At 41.5% G+C, this 16,152-nt stretch carries 13 protein-coding genes; 7 read left to right on the top strand and 6 right to left on the bottom strand.

Annotated features, from left to right (window positions below; translation table 11 throughout):
• Both ADS77_RS17600 and ADS77_RS17595 read left to right on the top strand, forming a co-directional pair.
• Positions 1-3,015, top strand: a complete 3,015-nt coding sequence (locus ADS77_RS17600) for a LodA/GoxA family CTQ-dependent oxidase (RefSeq protein WP_054455584.1) — start codon at positions 1-3, stop codon at positions 3,013-3,015.
• 7 nt (positions 3,016-3,022) lie between these two features.
• Positions 3,023-4,198 (top strand): tryptophan 7-halogenase, encoded by a 1,176-nt coding sequence (locus tag ADS77_RS17595; RefSeq protein ID WP_054455582.1) that lies wholly within the window; start codon positions 3,023-3,025, stop codon positions 4,196-4,198.
• A 48-nt stretch (positions 4,199-4,246) separates the two neighbouring features.
• Here the strand turns inward: ADS77_RS17595 and envZ are convergent, their stop codons facing one another.
• Entirely contained in the window at positions 4,247-5,569 is a 1,323-nt protein-coding gene (gene envZ, locus ADS77_RS17590) for a two-component system sensor histidine kinase EnvZ (protein WP_054206380.1), read from the bottom strand.
• 5 nt (positions 5,570-5,574) lie between these two features.
• Positions 5,575-6,294 (bottom strand): two-component system response regulator OmpR, encoded by a 720-nt coding sequence (gene ompR, locus ADS77_RS17585; protein ID WP_054206379.1) that lies wholly within the window; start codon positions 6,292-6,294, stop codon positions 5,575-5,577.
• Between the two features lie 195 nt (positions 6,295-6,489).
• Here ompR and greB point away from each other — a divergent pair, with 195 nt between their 5' ends.
• From greB to ADS77_RS17565, 4 genes are all read left to right on the top strand, one after another.
• Positions 6,490-6,972 (top strand): transcription elongation factor GreB, encoded by a 483-nt coding sequence (greB, locus tag ADS77_RS17580; RefSeq protein WP_054455580.1) that lies wholly within the window; start codon positions 6,490-6,492, stop codon positions 6,970-6,972.
• Between the two features lie 140 nt (positions 6,973-7,112).
• Complete coding sequence (locus ADS77_RS17575) at positions 7,113-7,418, top strand: hypothetical protein (RefSeq protein WP_054206377.1); 306 nt, start codon at positions 7,113-7,115, stop codon at positions 7,416-7,418.
• A 49-nt stretch (positions 7,419-7,467) separates the two neighbouring features.
• Entirely contained in the window at positions 7,468-8,049 is a 582-nt protein-coding gene (locus ADS77_RS17570) for a CBS domain-containing protein (RefSeq protein WP_054206376.1), read from the top strand.
• A 163-nt stretch (positions 8,050-8,212) separates the two neighbouring features.
• On the top strand, positions 8,213-10,546 hold the full coding sequence (locus ADS77_RS17565; protein ID WP_054455578.1) for a Tex family protein: 2,334 nt from the start codon (positions 8,213-8,215) through the stop codon (positions 10,544-10,546).
• Positions 10,547-10,702: 156 nt separating this feature from the next.
• On the opposite strand, the gene ADS77_RS17560 is transcribed toward ADS77_RS17565, so the two are convergent.
• From ADS77_RS17560 to bioH, 3 genes are all read right to left on the bottom strand, one after another.
• Complete coding sequence (locus ADS77_RS17560) at positions 10,703-11,566, bottom strand: putative metalloprotease CJM1_0395 family protein (RefSeq protein ID WP_054455576.1); 864 nt, start codon at positions 11,564-11,566, stop codon at positions 10,703-10,705.
• A gap of 6 nt (positions 11,567-11,572) precedes the next feature.
• Positions 11,573-11,881 carry a hypothetical protein gene (locus ADS77_RS17555; protein WP_054206373.1) on the bottom strand — a complete coding sequence of 103 codons (309 nt, stop codon included), beginning with the start codon at positions 11,879-11,881 and terminating at the stop codon, positions 11,573-11,575.
• A gap of 100 nt (positions 11,882-11,981) precedes the next feature.
• Entirely contained in the window at positions 11,982-12,719 is a 738-nt protein-coding gene (gene bioH, locus ADS77_RS17550) for a pimeloyl-ACP methyl ester esterase BioH (protein WP_054455573.1), read from the bottom strand.
• 58 nt (positions 12,720-12,777) lie between these two features.
• Here bioH and ADS77_RS17545 point away from each other — a divergent pair, with 58 nt between their 5' ends.
• Positions 12,778-13,479: a ComF family protein gene (locus ADS77_RS17545; RefSeq protein WP_054206371.1), complete on the top strand. Its 702-nt coding sequence runs from the start codon at positions 12,778-12,780 to the stop codon at positions 13,477-13,479.
• Positions 13,480-13,497: 18 nt separating this feature from the next.
• Here the strand turns inward: ADS77_RS17545 and ADS77_RS17540 are convergent, their stop codons facing one another.
• Entirely contained in the window at positions 13,498-16,050 is a 2,553-nt protein-coding gene (locus tag ADS77_RS17540; RefSeq protein WP_054455571.1) for a M14 metallopeptidase family protein, read from the bottom strand.
• Positions 16,051-16,152 lie beyond the last annotated feature (102 nt).

Here is a 16,152-nt window from a genome sequence, read left to right as displayed (position 1 = left end):
ATGACTAAAAAAGACGATACACAACACTCTGGCGCAAAACCATCGGCAAACAACATACCATGTTGGTCAGATGGTGAAAGCGTAGATCAAGCTTGCCAACGTCTAACAGAGATGTTTGTTGGGCTTGGGCAAGTTCCTCGCATAGATAAAGGGCAGCAACCCGCTCAACGTGCCGTATTTAGAAAACAACATGGCGTTGTGTACGGCAAGTTTAAAATTAACTCAGACATTGACCCGCAATTTAAAGTGGGCATATTTGCAGGCCAAGAATACGAATGCGCGGTTCGCTTTTCAAGTGACACAACCCCTTCATCACCTGATTTGCACAGTACCCTTGGGTTGGCGATGAAGCTGTTTTCCGTAGAGGGTCCAAAACTGGTTGGAGAAAGCGACACAGCAGACTTTATTTTTCAAAATATAAATCGCTTCTTTACCAAAAATGCCCAACAGATGTGCCAATTCACTACGGCTGGCGTAATAAATAAAGACTACGACGCATACATAAATGATCCGAAAAATAAGAAAACATCTAACATTTTAAAGGCAATGCAAAAAGTAGAGGCGAGCTGCCTAAGTGCTAAATATTGGGCAATTTTACCATTTAAACTTGGTGAACAACACATTGTAAAATATCGGTTAGTACCTGAGAGTTCTGATTTAGGCGCACCTAGTGTTGATAATGACTACCTTGCGTTAGATTTACAGCGACGATTGCGTGAAGGAAATGCTCGCTTTCGTTTTGAAGTACAATTGCGTACTAACCCCAAAACAATGCCAATTGATGATGCACAAAAAGTCTGGAGCACACAAGAAAGTCCGTATATCTGCCTTGCACACTTAGAATTGGCACAACAAGACATTACCTCAATTGGTCAAGCCGAGCTTGGTCGTAACCTCGCCTTCAATATTTGGCGCACTTTAGCTGATCATGAGCCTTTAGGTAGCATTGCCCTTGCTCGCAAGTCAGCATACGCAGCCAGCGCTCATGCACGTCACACCGCAAATGGTCAGCTGCTGCAAGAACCAAAAGCAATTAGTCAGTTTAATCCTGAGCAATCACAAGATACTGACTCTGACTGCATTGTGTACGCTGGTATTTACCCTCCTATTGGTGTGATGCGAGTAGGTAACAGTAAAGATGACTATTTCATTGGCCCGCAACACCCTAAACCTGTTCCAAATTCAGATGAGTACGCTTACCGCGACAAAAGTGGCGCAATGAAACGCCAAGCTGCCGAATTTAGAATTTACGGCTTTAACGCTGCTGGCAAAGCAATTAAGGAACTCACTTTAGATAATGCTGACATAACATGGCACGCCCAACTTGCGAATCAAAAAGCGTCTTGGTATGAATTTCAAATTGCTTTAGATATTCCAGAAGCCGCCGATGCACCGCCATCTTTACTGCGAAACAACAATGTTACAAATCGCGATAAGCTTGTCATTAATGGAGGTAAACGCAGCCTAAGCGGCAAAAATATAACCCCTAAAAATAAAGACACCTTTACCGGTAAATTTATGGGTGAAAAAGTCTATCTAGGCGAGATGCGCAGTGATGAACATGGCCGATTAATCATGCTAGGTGGGCATGGCGTATCGCGTAACCTGAATGGGGATATCGCGGTGACTTTCGCCAACAATGAAGGCTGGTATGATGATATATCCGATGGCCCTATTACCGCTGAGGTTGTTTATCAAGGCGTTGCTCTAAGAGTTGAACCCGCTTGGGCCATTTGTGCACCGCCTGATTATGCGCCAATGCAAAAATCAGTGCGTACCATGTGGGATTTAATGCGCGATGTTGCAGTAAACAGTGGCATGCTTGCACGTCCACAGCGCCCTTCATTTACGGATGATATTCAACCTATTTTTACTCGAATGACTGACTTACAATGGGTTAATGGTGGCTTTGCAGGCGCTTTTGGATGGGGTGGTCAATTTGATTACACAACTCCTCAGTGGTTAGAAAAACTAAGCAACCCTTCTCCAGCCTATCAAGAACTACGTCGTACGTTATCTAATAATTTTCGCCGTTTTGATGTCCCAGGTGCCCAAGCACCTCAACTATGGCCTTGGCTCTATGGCGACGCAATTAGTATTCCACCAACGGGATCTGAACGCCAACATAGTACACTCTCAAACTTACAATTGTCGTTTTTAGACCAATGGGTAAAAGGCGATTTTATTAATGATTACACACCGCAATCCGGTTGCCCCGTTGCTCCAAAGCAGCTCACTATAGATGATTATCCCGTGGCACAACAGCCTGACTTACTCACTCGTGGTGCGATGGAATTTTGCCTAGCAGATGCGTTTCATCCAGGCTGTGAAATGACTTGGCCTATGCGCACTGCAGGTATGTATCAATCAGCTTTTAGGTTAAAACACGCAAAATCGGATCTACAAAGCGATCATTATTATTACGGCCCTGTCATGAATAGTGATATTTTTACCCTTGCACAAGGACCATTATTTGGTGGACAAGTAGCAGGCGGTGTGACACGTTGGATGGCTATCCCATGGCAAACAGATACAGCTAGCTGTCGTGATGGCTACAGCTCTGAATACGACCCTTTCTTACCCACTTTTTGGCCGGCACGTGTGCCTAATCAAGTTATGAACCAATATCGTTATAAGCAAGTGCTTGATACATCACTATCAAATAGCACTCGCCAACAGGCATTTGCGTATCGCACAGATTGGTTAGATGATTTACCTTTGCACGGCCAGCCTGCAACATACACCAACCAAATCAACAGTATGGTTGAAAACTTTGCAGATCTCGCGATTGTGCAAGCACATGTTGGCGCCCTTGGTGACCCTCAATTTCCAACTATGATGCAAGTCGGCATGCTACCTCACAAGCAAGATAAAGAAGCACATACAAACCTTGCCAGTAAAGCAATACAACATAGTAAAGCGACGCTTTCTGCGGATCTGCCACCAAATCAACACAAAATAGATTTAGGTGTAACAGAAAAAGCAAATCGCTTTCATCGCGTAAAAGGACGTTAGGATCATTATGCCAATGATTAACAAAAAAGAGTTAACGAGTGATATTGTGATCATTGGTGCAGGCGTAGCAGGCTGTATTGCTGCGCTTGCGTTATGTGATTCTTACCAAGTAACACTTATTGATAAATCTGTATTGCCTGAAGAGCGCATTGGTGAATGTTTAGCACCTGCAGCAAAGCGCATTTTACAACAGCTTAATTTACTCACTGAATTTGAAGCTTTAATAGACACAAACATCACCCAAGCTATTCATTTACACAATCTAGGCATGCAAGTTAGCTGGGGACAAGAAAAGCCTCACATTACTGATAACCTAAGCAACCCAGATGGCTTCGGTTGGCGATTAAACCGTAAAGAATTTGAGTTGTTTTTACGTAATAAAGCCCAGCAACGTGGTGTTGAATGTATTTGGCCAGCACGGCTCAGAGGCAGTCAATATAATGATAATACATGGCACATTTTACTTGAGCACACAAACTCCGACGAACCCAAAGAAATCACTATTTGTAGTCAGTTTGTAATTGATGCAACAGGCCGCCAAGCTCACTTTGCAAAAAAATATACGGATCGTCAACAAAGCGACCGACTCATATCATGCTGGGCGACCTTGGCAAACAACAGTGAGAATCAACTAGGGAGTATTTGTGCAACCGTTAATGGCTGGTGGTACAGTGCACCACTACCAAATCAACGCCGTGTTTTAGCATTTCAAACCGACTCCGACCTTTTCAGTAAAGGCTTAAATCGTGACACAGCTCTATTTAGTCAACTTGCTCAACAACATGCACCATTAGCCGCGTTACTCGAAGGCAATCAACATACGTTAGATCTACACGGTATTACCAGTGCCAATTCAACACGCTTAGACACCTTTGTAGGTCAACAATGGGCTGCACTTGGTGATGCCGCAACTAGCTTTGACCCTTTATCATCTCAGGGGATTTTTAATGCAATGGCAAGTGCTATGCAATTAGCATCATTAATAAAAAAATCTGAGGTTATCGAAACATTAGATAACGATATACACCAATACTTTATCAAAACTTATCAGCAACAAATTGAGCAGATATGGGACAGTTATCTACACCATAAACATTATTTCTACAACCAAGAACAACGTTGGTCATCACACCCTTTTTGGCAACGTAGACACCAGCAAACACCATCACTAAATTGGGGTTAATCACCACATTAACCCCGGTTAAATAACATTACTTAGCCAATACACTGATCACTGTTTTTCTTTTGTAGTTACATGTTTTAAAGGCAAATACACCTCAGCACTTAACCCCCCTTCAGGGCGATTCACTAAGGCAACCTTACCACCGTGCATATCAACAATACGCTTGATGATCGCCAACCCTAAACCACTGCCTTCACTACCGCGTGCTGTGTCACCTTGCTTGAATGGCTCAAATACTGATTCTAATTCACTTTCAGGTATGCCTGGCCCGTGATCTTTAACCACCACCATCGCGTACTTTTTATCACGACTGATTGTGGTTTCCACATCTATATCATCATCTGAATAACGTATTGCATTCTCAATCATATTAGTAATAACACGTTTAATAGCCACCATGCTCAATGGTACATTATTGATACTGTGATTTTCAGTAAACGTAATATTACGTTGATGTTTTTGCTCTGAATGTACGACTTCAGACACTAATGCATTTAAATCTTCAAGCGCTAACTCTTCACGTTTATGATGACGTAAATACTCAATGAACTGATCAATAATCGCGTTCATATCTTCAATGTCGTAAATGATCCCTTCACGCAGGTAATCCTCTTCATCTGACATCATTTCAGTCGCCAAACGAATACGCGTAAGCGGTGTACGTAAATCATGAGACACACCCGCCATTAATAAACGGCGATCGTTCTCTAACGCAGCGATACCTCGCGACATTTGATTAAATGCCCGCGTTACTTCAATTACTTCTGTTGAGCCATGTTCTTCTAGCTTGGTTGAAAAATCCCCAACACCCACTTTGATTGCAGCTTGCTGGAGTGCTTTTAAAGGCCGATTTAGATGACGCGCAAATAACCACCCCCCCAGCACACTTAAAAAGCCAATACTTGATAGATAGAAAGTTAAGAATTCCAGATTATTATCTTTAAACCCAGTGAGCGGAACTTTAACCCAATAACCGGGCGCCTGCGGAGCTTCAACCCAATAAACAAGCGGCCCCGTTTGACTAATTCGTACGCGTGCAGAACCATTTAGCTGCTCTGACATACTGCGCGATAACATCGGATATTCACGGCTTTGCCCTAACCCACTACGCATTGCTTGGCGTTGTGTCATGACTTCTATACCGGTAATTTCAAAAAACTTTTCCGATACTTCATCTGTTATTTCAACGCCATCTTCCCAGTCAATAAACACGGTTTTAATTTGCTTAGCAAGTATCAGGTTAACTTGCTCAATGGTTGGCTTAACCACATACAGGCTCACGGTGATGTACGACACGACTTGATTGATCAACAATAATGCCGCTACCAAAAATACCGTTTGCCCAAATGCGCTTTTAGGAAACATACTCATTCAGGTTATTTTTCACCATCAGGAACAAATACGTAGCCTAAGCCCCATACTGTTTGGATATAGCGAGGATTAGCCGCATCTACTTCAATCATGCGGCGTAAACGAGACACTTGCACATCAATGCTACGTTCAAGTGCGCTATAATCACGCCCACGAGCTAAGTTCATTAACTTATCACGGCTAAGCGGCTCTCGTGGATGTGTCACCAATGCTTTTAATACCGCAAATTCACCGCTCGTCAATGACATTGTTTTATCGCCTTGACTCATCTCTCGGGTTGCTAAATTAAGTGAGAACTCACCAAATGAAATTTCGTTTTCTTCCGCGGCAGGCGCACCCGGTACTTCTTTTGAACGACGACGTAAAATTGCTTTAATACGGGCTAATAATTCACGGGGGTTAAAAGGTTTTGGAATATAATCATCGGCACCAAGTTCTAAACCAATAATACGATCTACTTCATCACCTTTTGCGGTAAGCATTACAATCGGGATTTCGTTTTCTTTTTGGCGTAAACGCTGACAAATCGATAAGCCATCTTCGCCAGGTAACATTAAATCCAGCACCATTAAATGAAAGTTCTCGCGTTCCAACAAACGATCCATTTGTTCTGAGTTACCCGCAGTTCGTACGATAAATCCTTGCTCTACCAGATAACGCTCTAATAAACTGCGTAAACGCATATCGTCATCTACGACCAATACTTTTGTGGTTTCGTGTCCCATAACTTCATTCTTGTTGTTTTATACAGTTACTCGTTAATATAAAGGAAAAGCGTGATAATAAAAAACTAATTAAGTCACAAGATTGTTACTGAACGTTTCAAGGTACAACCTATCGAAAGCATAAAAATCCTCTCGACAAGCCCGTGATATTTTAATACCTTGCCTGCGATCCCACTAAGATGGATAAGTAAAACCGTGAAAACCAATTTAATCACCCGCGAAGGGTATTTACAGCTACAACAAGAACACGACCACTTATGGAACGTAAAACGCCCTGAAGTAACAAAAATAGTGAGTTGGGCTGCAAGTTTAGGTGACCGCTCTGAAAATGCAGATTATCAATATAATAAGCGTTTATTGCGCCAAATAGACCGCCGAGTTAGGTACTTACGTAAACGCATGCCAGATCTAAAAATTATTGATTACTCAGTGCAACAGGCTGGTAAAGTATTTTTTGGCGCGTGGGTTGAAATTGAGAATGATGACGCAGAAACACTAACCTTTAGAATTGTTGGCCCTGATGAAATTTACGACCGTAAAGATTATATTTCTATTGATTCACCAATGGCACGTGCATTATTAAAAAAACAGGTAGATGATGAATTTGAAGTACCAACGCCGCAAGGAAAAAAGCAGTGGTATGTAAACAAAATTAGCTACCCTGATGCTCAGAAATAATCGTACATCCATTTAATTAAAAATATCAGACAATTCAGATTTGGTTAATTATTGATTGTCTAATGTGTAGTTATAGATTATACATAAATGTACTCAAGTAATGCATTTTGCGCTTGGGTTCATAATTAGAAGGTCGTTTCATGTCAAACTTATTACATCGCATATGCAGTCATGCCATGTTATTTACACTCTTAATGAGTGTGAGTTTGACTGTACTTGCGCATGATTTTGACAATCAAGCGCAGCACACCAATGCTAACTACATTGCTTGTGATATTCCCGACCAAGCAAACCTTGACGTTGACATAGATACTCATGACAACGGGCTGTCTCTAGGGGCACTTCATCCACTCCCCGACACTCCCCAGTCGTTTTACTTGGGCGCACATTTAGCTAAACCTTTTAATCACGCTTATCAGCGAGGACCACCAGCTTATTCTATTTAATTCATTTTTTAGAACTTAATTAAATTTAATAACATTTTTGGTGGTTACTATGACTAATTTCAAAGAATTACGTACTCAAGATATCTCTAAAGGCGTGTTGTCACACACTTACAGCGACACTCAACCTTTAATCGATTTAACGTCTCCGGCTTTAAAAATGGTGAATAATTTCACCCAAAAAGATCCACTACGAGCGCATTACGAAACAAATATTGTTGATGCATTAAAGCAAACCAACAACCAACACACTGACTTTATCTTGGTGGTTGACGATAAAGAGAAATTGCTCGGGGTTGTATCAAGTGCAGACCTACAAAGTTCAAAAATTATGATGCTAGCGCAACGCCTAAACGTGTCACGCGAAGATGTTAGCCTACGCCATGTGATGACACCGATCGCTCATTTAACAGGTGTGAGTATGCAAAGTTTAGGTTACGCCTGCATTGGCGATGCACTACAAACCATGGAGCATCACGGTATCATGTTTTTACTAGTAACAACGGCACACAATGAAATTTGCGGTTTGATCTCCGCGCGTGAAATAGCTAAAACATTGCATATACCTGTTCATATTAGCCCTATTGCTCACGGTTTTAGTGAAGTTCTAGAGCAAGTTGAGCACCCTCATTAAGTACGATTGTTTATTTAAATAACTCTCCTATTATAAAGGCCCTAAAGTATATAAATAGCATGCTTTAAGGCCTTTTTATTAAGCCACGCTGTGATATTATTCAAGCAATTCATCACGCCAAAACTATCGTTCTGGTTTTAAAATTGTTTAATAAGGTTTTTGCATGAGCAATATCTCTGCACGTTTAGCCACCGAGCTAAATGCTCAAGAACAGCAAGTCATCGCTGCCACAAAGTTACTTGATGAGGGCGCGACCGTTCCTTTTATCGCGCGTTACCGTAAAGAAGTTACAGGTGGCCTAGACGATACTCAGCTACGTTTATTAGAGCAGCGCCTATCATACTTGCGCGAGCTTGAAGAGCGTCGAGCATTTATTTTAGCCACCATTAAAACGCAAAATAAATTAAGCGCGAGTTTAGAAGCCGACATTAACCGTGCTGACAGCAAAACGGAGCTTGAAGATCTATATCTTCCTTATAAACCTAAGCGCCGCACTAAAGGCCAAATAGCGATAGAAGCAGGGCTTGAACCTCTCGCAGATGCACTTTTTAACGATGCTTCATTAGATCCAGAGCAGCAAAGCAAACAATTTATTAATCCACAAGCGTCTATTGCAGATACAAAATCAGCCCTTGAAGGTGCAAAATTCATCTTAATGGAACGCTTCGCCGAAGACGCTAAATTACTCGCAAAATTCCGTCGCCATATCAGCCAACATGGCCAAATTGAAGCAAGCTTGATCAAAGGCCAAGAACAAACCGGTGCCAAATACCGTGATTATTTTGAGCACCAAGAAGCACTCAAAAAAATCCCATCGCACCGTGCTTTAGCAATGCTGCGCGCACGTAACGAAGGTATTTTGCAGCTGAGTATCAACCCTGAACCAAGCGTTGAAAACCCGGCACATATGTGTGCGATTATGATTGCAGATCATTACCGCCTTGATATTAAAAACCAAGTTGCCAGCCCATGGTTATTAACTGTTGTGCAATGGGCATGGAAAGTGAAACTTGGTCTGCATTTAGAAAATGAATTTTTAGCTGCAATGCGCGAAAAAGCTGAAACGGGTGCAATCGATGTATTTGCTAAGAATCTTAAAGATTTATTAATGGCAGCACCTGCGGGGCCTCGTACCACTTTAGGTCTAGATCCTGGTTTACGTACTGGTTGTAAACTAGCGGTTGTTGATAGCACCGGCAAACTACTTGCCTCTCAAACTATATTCCCTCATGCCCCACAAAATCATTGGGATAAATCCATTCGGACATTAGAGCAACTATGTCGTCAGCATAAAGTTGAGTTGATTGCGATTGGTAATGGCACCGCTTCTCGTGAATCAGACAAGCTTGTTGCTGAGTTAATAAAAGCAAATAGTGAGCTTAAACTCAATAAAATCATGGTCAGTGAAGCTGGCGCATCTGTATATTCTGCATCAGAATTTGCCGCTAATGAGTTTCCAGATTTAGATGTATCTATACGCGGTGCGGTTTCAATTGCGCGTCGCCTGCAAGACCCTCTAGCTGAGCTTGTTAAAATTGAACCTAAATCAATTGGTGTAGGCCAATATCAGCATGATGTATCGCAAAGCCAACTTGGGCAAAGCCTTATCTCTGTTGTAGAAGATTGCGTAAACTTAGTTGGCGTCGATTTAAACATGGCGTCAGTACCATTACTTACTCGCGTGTCTGGTTTAAATAAAACCCTAGCACAAAATATAGTTAACTACCGCGATGCTAACGGCTCTTTCACTAAGCGCTCACAACTTAAAAAAGTTGAACGTTTAGGACCAAAAGCTTTTGAGCAAGCTGCTGGCTTCTTGAAAATTAGTAATGGTAGCGATCTGCTTGATAGCTCATCAGTTCACCCTGAAGCTTACCCTGTTGTAAAACGTATTTGCGAACAAAATAGTCTAGATGTGAGCAGCTTGATTGGTAACTCAGATCTACTTAATAAACTCGTTGCGAATGACTATATCGATGATAAATTTGGCTTACCCACCGTGACAGACATTATCAGCGAACTAGACAAACCTGGTCGCGATCCTCGCCCTGAGTTTAAAACTGCAGAGTTTAAAGCGGGTGTTGAAAAAATCAGTGATTTACAACCGGGTATGATCTTAGAAGGTGTTGTATCAAACGTCGCTAACTTTGGTGCTTTTGTTGATGTTGGTGTTCATCAAGATGGTTTGGTGCATATATCGGCTATTACTAATAAGTTTATCTCTGATCCGCGTGAAGTAGTAAAAGCCGGCGATATTGTTAAAGTAAAAGTAGTTGAAGTAGATGCCCCACGTAAACGCATCAGCTTTACTATGCGCTTGGATGATGACATTGATACCAGTAATAAAGCAGCCCCAGCTGCAAATCAAAAGCCACAAAACAATAGTCGCAGCAATAATCACCAACCTCGTGCAGCAAAGCCAAAGCGCGATACTGGTAATGCCTTAATGGGGAATGCTTTTGCAGATGCCTTCGCAAATGCAAAAGTGAAAAAATAATACCAATTGCATTAAATTAGTGATTATTATTTAGATAATAAAAAGCGCCCTAGTTTAGACTAAAGGCGCTTTTTATTTTTAAATCAAAGCTATTTTTATATAGAGTATTTACGGTGTGATACTAATTGTTGTGGTCAACTAATTCCGGACAGTGAATTATATAGTTGCAGAAAACCCTGACTGTCCGTAAGCCGAGGTAGCACCTTGGTAGAATTGCGCAATGCGACCAGCGCGCGCCTCTACATCTGCATCACGCTTAGCAGTTGCTGTTTCTGTATTTGTAGCTGAAATTATTTGCTCATCTTCAGCTAAATCATTATCTACCTTAAAAGTAGAGCGATTTGATTCACTCTCGTCATCAGCGGCAGGTGTTGCAAGCTCAGCCTGCGCTGCTGCAAGTTTTTGCGTAGCATCAGCTGCAATTGAACGGTCAGCACCTGAAGGCTCTGCAGGAGCAAGTGCAGCTGCTCGTACCGTTTGCATTTTTTCAATGGTTGCTTTTGGATCGCCTTCTATTTCAGCAACATCAATTTGCACTTCACCACCAACGGCATAATTAGTGCCATCTGGCCCTCGTTGATAATCATAACTTGGCGAGCCGGCATATTGCCCACCAACTGACGCATGCGCTTGCTCATGAATACGTACTTCGGTATCTCGTGCTTTAAGTTCTTTAATTTGAGCTGCATCTTGCTGCTCTTGCTGGGTTACTTGCTCTTTCTTCTGCTGTTCTTTTTTAGCTTCTTGTTGCTCTTCGTTTTGCTCACCATCGCTTTGCTGGCGCTCTTCAATTACCTTTTCATCAGCAAGCTTACCTTTAGCATCATAAGTACCAACATCAGTTGAGCCGGCTTGCTTAGCTTTTTCGTTATCGCCAAGTGCTTTATTGTCGGTATTAGAAGGCTTAGCAGCCGCTGGGGCAGGTATAACTTCCCGTAGTTGATTGTCACGCCGAGCGGTTTCCGTATGCACATTTGCAGTGTTTATATTAATACTGGGAAATGGCGTGACAATATTCATAGTCTATTAAACTCTAACGTCAATCAAAGTGCCAAGCACTTCGTCTGCTGTCTGTATCGATTGCGTATTTGCCTTAACATTAAACTCTTCAACTTTTAAGTTTACTAATGCTTCGTCAATTTTTGGCGGTTGCGATACAGGCGCTGTTATCGCTTCTTCTGGGCGTGCAGCTTGCAACTGACGCTGCTGGGCTAACTGCGCATCATCTTGTTGTTCAATGCTGGCGCGGTTTATCTCTGCGCTGGCTTTTTCTATGCCTTGACTGGCACGGTTAAAACCTTCAACACCACTATTAAATACAGATCCGATTGGCACACTACACCTCCACCAATGATATATTGGTTAATTATCGCTCATAAAATACACAAAATAAAGCTTTACTATCGGCTTTTTAATGCTATGTCGATATTACTTTTCAAAGCATTGATTTGACGGCAGATAAAAACTCTTTTTTATGAGAAATAAACGGTGCGTGGGAAGCTTTATCAATCACTTCATACTCAAAGTCACTATTCAGTGCCTGCATTTTTGCTATGCCACGGTACGGTACTAATGCATCTAAACGCCCAAAAACGCCTCTAATGGGCACCGGGCAATTGCTAAAGATATCGCGTAAATCATCACTTTGTAGTATATCTAGCCCTGCGCTTAGTGCACATTCTTGTGGTGCAGGGTATTCGTTCAGTAATTTTTTTAACTGTTTAATATCATCACGTGAACTCGTGCTTCCCATTGCTTGAATAGCTAAAAATCGCTCTATGGTTTTTTCACGATGTGTAACTAGCTGCTCTTTAAAAGCCGTTAAAACATTTGCTTTAATACCCGGCCAGTCCTCTGTTTCTGCAAAGAATGGACTTGAAGCTACTAATAGCACTTTAGCTACTTTTTCAGGCCAATGTTTGGCAATATATAATGCAAATAGCCCCCCTAATGACCAGCCCACTAAAATAGAGTTAGGTTGTAATTGCTCACTTAACTGCTTAGCTGTATCATGCAAGTTATACGGTGTTGGCCACACTTGACTGTCGCCATAGCCGGGTAAATTCATACACCGCACAACGCCTGCATGTAAGAACTCCAGTTCCGGAAAAATGATTTTCCATACACCTTGATTCATCCCCCAGCCATGTAGTAACACCAACTCATTTTGCATTTTTATCAATCCTCATCCAAACTTAGTGCTCATAATAGCGCTTCAAGGACTGAATGCAATGAGTGGTTTTAATCAACGAATACAACATTTATCTGACTGGTTTTTTCCTTCGTTTTGTGTGCAATGTCAGAGTGTTATTTTAACAAAACACTGCTTATGCGAACATTGCTTAGCAGATCTAGCGTTGCTCGATATTACAGCCCATCCAAACTTGTTATATCGCCCAGATATAGTCGAGTTATTTCCTGACTGCCAGTTTGATCGCTTATTTGCCTGTTCATGGTATCGCGCACCTTTCGATCATTGGCTCACACAGCTTAAATTTAGCAATCAGATCCATTATAAAAAAGCACTATCACTTGTGATTAAGCAACAACTAGAAATTTACAAACTCAATAGCGAGTCATGGCCTGATATATTTATTATTTTACCTTTGCATCCTCAACGTTTTCTACAACGTGGTTTTAATCAAGTAGCGCAATGTTGGCTACCATGCCTAATAAACGAAAATGTTGATTTTCAGAGTTTACAACGCACTAAAAAAACACAAGCGCAGTCCTCGCTAAGTAAAGCTAAACGTATAAAAAATTTAAATAATGCATTTGTGTGTAATACAGATATGACAGGAAAAACGGTGGCTATTATTGATGACGTTATGACCACAGGGGCAACACTCAATGCTGCCACCATGGCACTTAAACACGCTGGCGCTAAACAAGTATGGACATTTGTTACTTGCCTAACGCCACTAGAACATTAACTCTTGTGAAAATTGACACTATTGCCCATTTGCTCGAAATGTATGACCGAAAAATAATGCATTACTTAATAGCCGACTTGTGCCATACCAGTAACCTCTAAATACTGGGTTGTCAGTCATGCCGATTACATTACCACGCCCGTATGAGTGAGCAACTAAACCCGCTGCTCCAGTAACTTGTTCAACATTCACATCATCCGTAAAACCAGCTAGTAATGGCTTTTGAGTATATTGCAGCACATTAACAAATGGTGCTGCTGACATTTCAAGCAACCAAGTACTATTTTTAAATACGGGTAAAGTGTCTCGTTGCAATGAGAAGGTAAGAGGGTGAGTTAAATCAACTTTAGTATTAAAGATCGCTCCAGCAATACGTTGGCGTCCAGATAAGTGATCTTTATCGCCATAATTTAGCCCATCTGTTTTAAATGCACTGGCGACATCCTGGCGTGATAAGTAACTGGTTTTTAATAACTGTTGATCAACTAAAAATTTTGCTCCACCTTTGTGCCCCCAAATAACGCCACCTTTACGCACCCAACTTTTAATCGCTACTTTATCAGCATCTGACAGCTTATTATAATTACCATGCGCCAATACAATATGGCTGTAATCACTCAACACTAAATTACCAAAGCGCTCCATTTCAACTATCGTAGGTGCCACGCCAACAAAACGGTCTAAGTAATACCACACCTCACCGACCTCGTATTGACTAGTCCCTTGACCACCAACAAGCAGCACCTTAGGTGCTTTCACTACGGCAAGTGTTCTTGAGCCTAAATCAGCCCCTTTAGCTGTTAGACCTGAAGTGATCGGTGTGATCGCTATGCCAAATTCATTCTGAGCACTATTTAAGAGCGTAACCCACTGCGGATTAGTTTGAATACCAGCAGGAATAATAATGCTTCCAGCCGCAAATTCTTCAGTATGAGTAAGTGACTTTGCTGATAACGAGCTAAGTGCCACACGTGCCTGCACACCTTGTTGCAATAACTTATTAAGCATTTTAGGCGCTAAATAATTATCCCATTTAAAACCAAACGCATAATGCGTACCCAACGTTGCAAACGGTGCTTGCTCTGGCTGTTGCCACGCGGCTTTACTCACATCTAATCCCCAGCCACTTTTTACTGCTGCAAATTCTAAATTAAAGGCATGCGCCAAGGTCCAGCCAGATACATCATAAAAGGTGTTATCAACAAAACTTTTTTGTTCGCTAAATAAAGCTTTCACTAAACGAAATTGAGGTTGTGCAAGTGGCACAAAATAACTGTGTGTTGTAAAGTTTTTACCGCCTACTTTCACACTTTTGTTAAGTGGATAAGCACTAATTTTGTGCTGTTTTAATAAATCTAAGAATAGCTCAATACGGGCAGTATCAACGCCGCCTTGCACTACATAACCTTTGTAATCTTCATCACTAGCAAGTTCTACAGCATGATTATAAAAACTAGCTTGATAGTCGAGTAACGCTTGGCGATTATCTATTGCCGCTTGAAACGTCGACATACTTGTTAATAGTTGATTTTTGATCGTAAAAGCAAAGCTCAGCGGACCATTTATCGTGTCTTGTAAATGACCTCGTGAGCTCGCTTGTTCAAATAAAATGCCCACGCCACCATTCACATCAGGGTATGTTGAACCTTTACCATAATAAAAATCATCAAAGCTTTCTTCAGTAAAATACAAGGCGTTATGCTCATCCAGTGTTTTTGCATGGTAATTAGCAATTGCCTTCGTTAAGCTAACATTTTCATCTGGTGTTATTGGGTGTTTACGAGTAGGGATACCAGGTTGAAAAAAGTATGTGCTATTTGGTCCCATCTCATGAAAGTCTGTCAGAATATTTGGCTTCCACTGGTGAAATTTAGCAATCCGCGCGCGCGATTCAGGGTGTTGTAGTAGTAGCCAGTCGCGATTTAAATCAAACCAATAATGGTTAGTACGGCTACTTGGCCAGCTTTCAACGTGTTCACGGGTTTGTGGATCCGATGACAAATTCATCCCGCGATTACTATTCGCCCAATTAGCAAAACGGGCTAAACCATCTGGATTTAATGAAGGATCAAGTAAAATGACCGTATTATTTAATAGCGTATCAATCTCTTTTCCTTGCGCCGCAGCTAAATAATACGCCACTAATAAGGCTGAGTTACTGCCAGAAGATTCATTGCCATGCACACTATAACCCATCCAAACAACGGCAGGTTGATTCACTGCTTTCGCTTTTTCTTTATCAGATAAACGTGCTAAATGTGCCTGACGGATTTGTTCAACTTTAGGTAATTTATCAGCCGCGGTAATCGTTAGCATGACTAATGGGCGCTGCTCGTGAGTCCGACCTATTACCTCAAAATTTATACGATCACTTTTTTGTGCTAACACCTCCATATAGCGTACTAACTGATCATGACGTACATGCCACTGACCTACTTCATAGCCTAAAACCTGCTCTGGAGTGGGGATCATTGGGTCAAATTTAACGTCTTCTTCAAAATAATAAGAAAGAGGTTGGGCTAAACAAGAAAAGCTTAGTAATAGTGTAAAGATTGTTATTATCAAACGCATATAAAACACTCATTTAATGATCAATGTTTGCACGCTATCATTGCTTAAAATAGATGCCAAATTTTTACGCTCAACACTGGCGACAACGCGATGAGCGGAGTA

The sequence above is a fragment of the Pseudoalteromonas porphyrae genome, from assembly GCF_001298125.1.
Lineage (GTDB): Bacteria > Pseudomonadota > Gammaproteobacteria > Enterobacterales > Alteromonadaceae > Pseudoalteromonas > Pseudoalteromonas neustonica.
The sequence above is the reverse complement of the archived record's forward strand: the minus strand, read 5'-3'. Positions and strand labels throughout refer to the sequence as shown.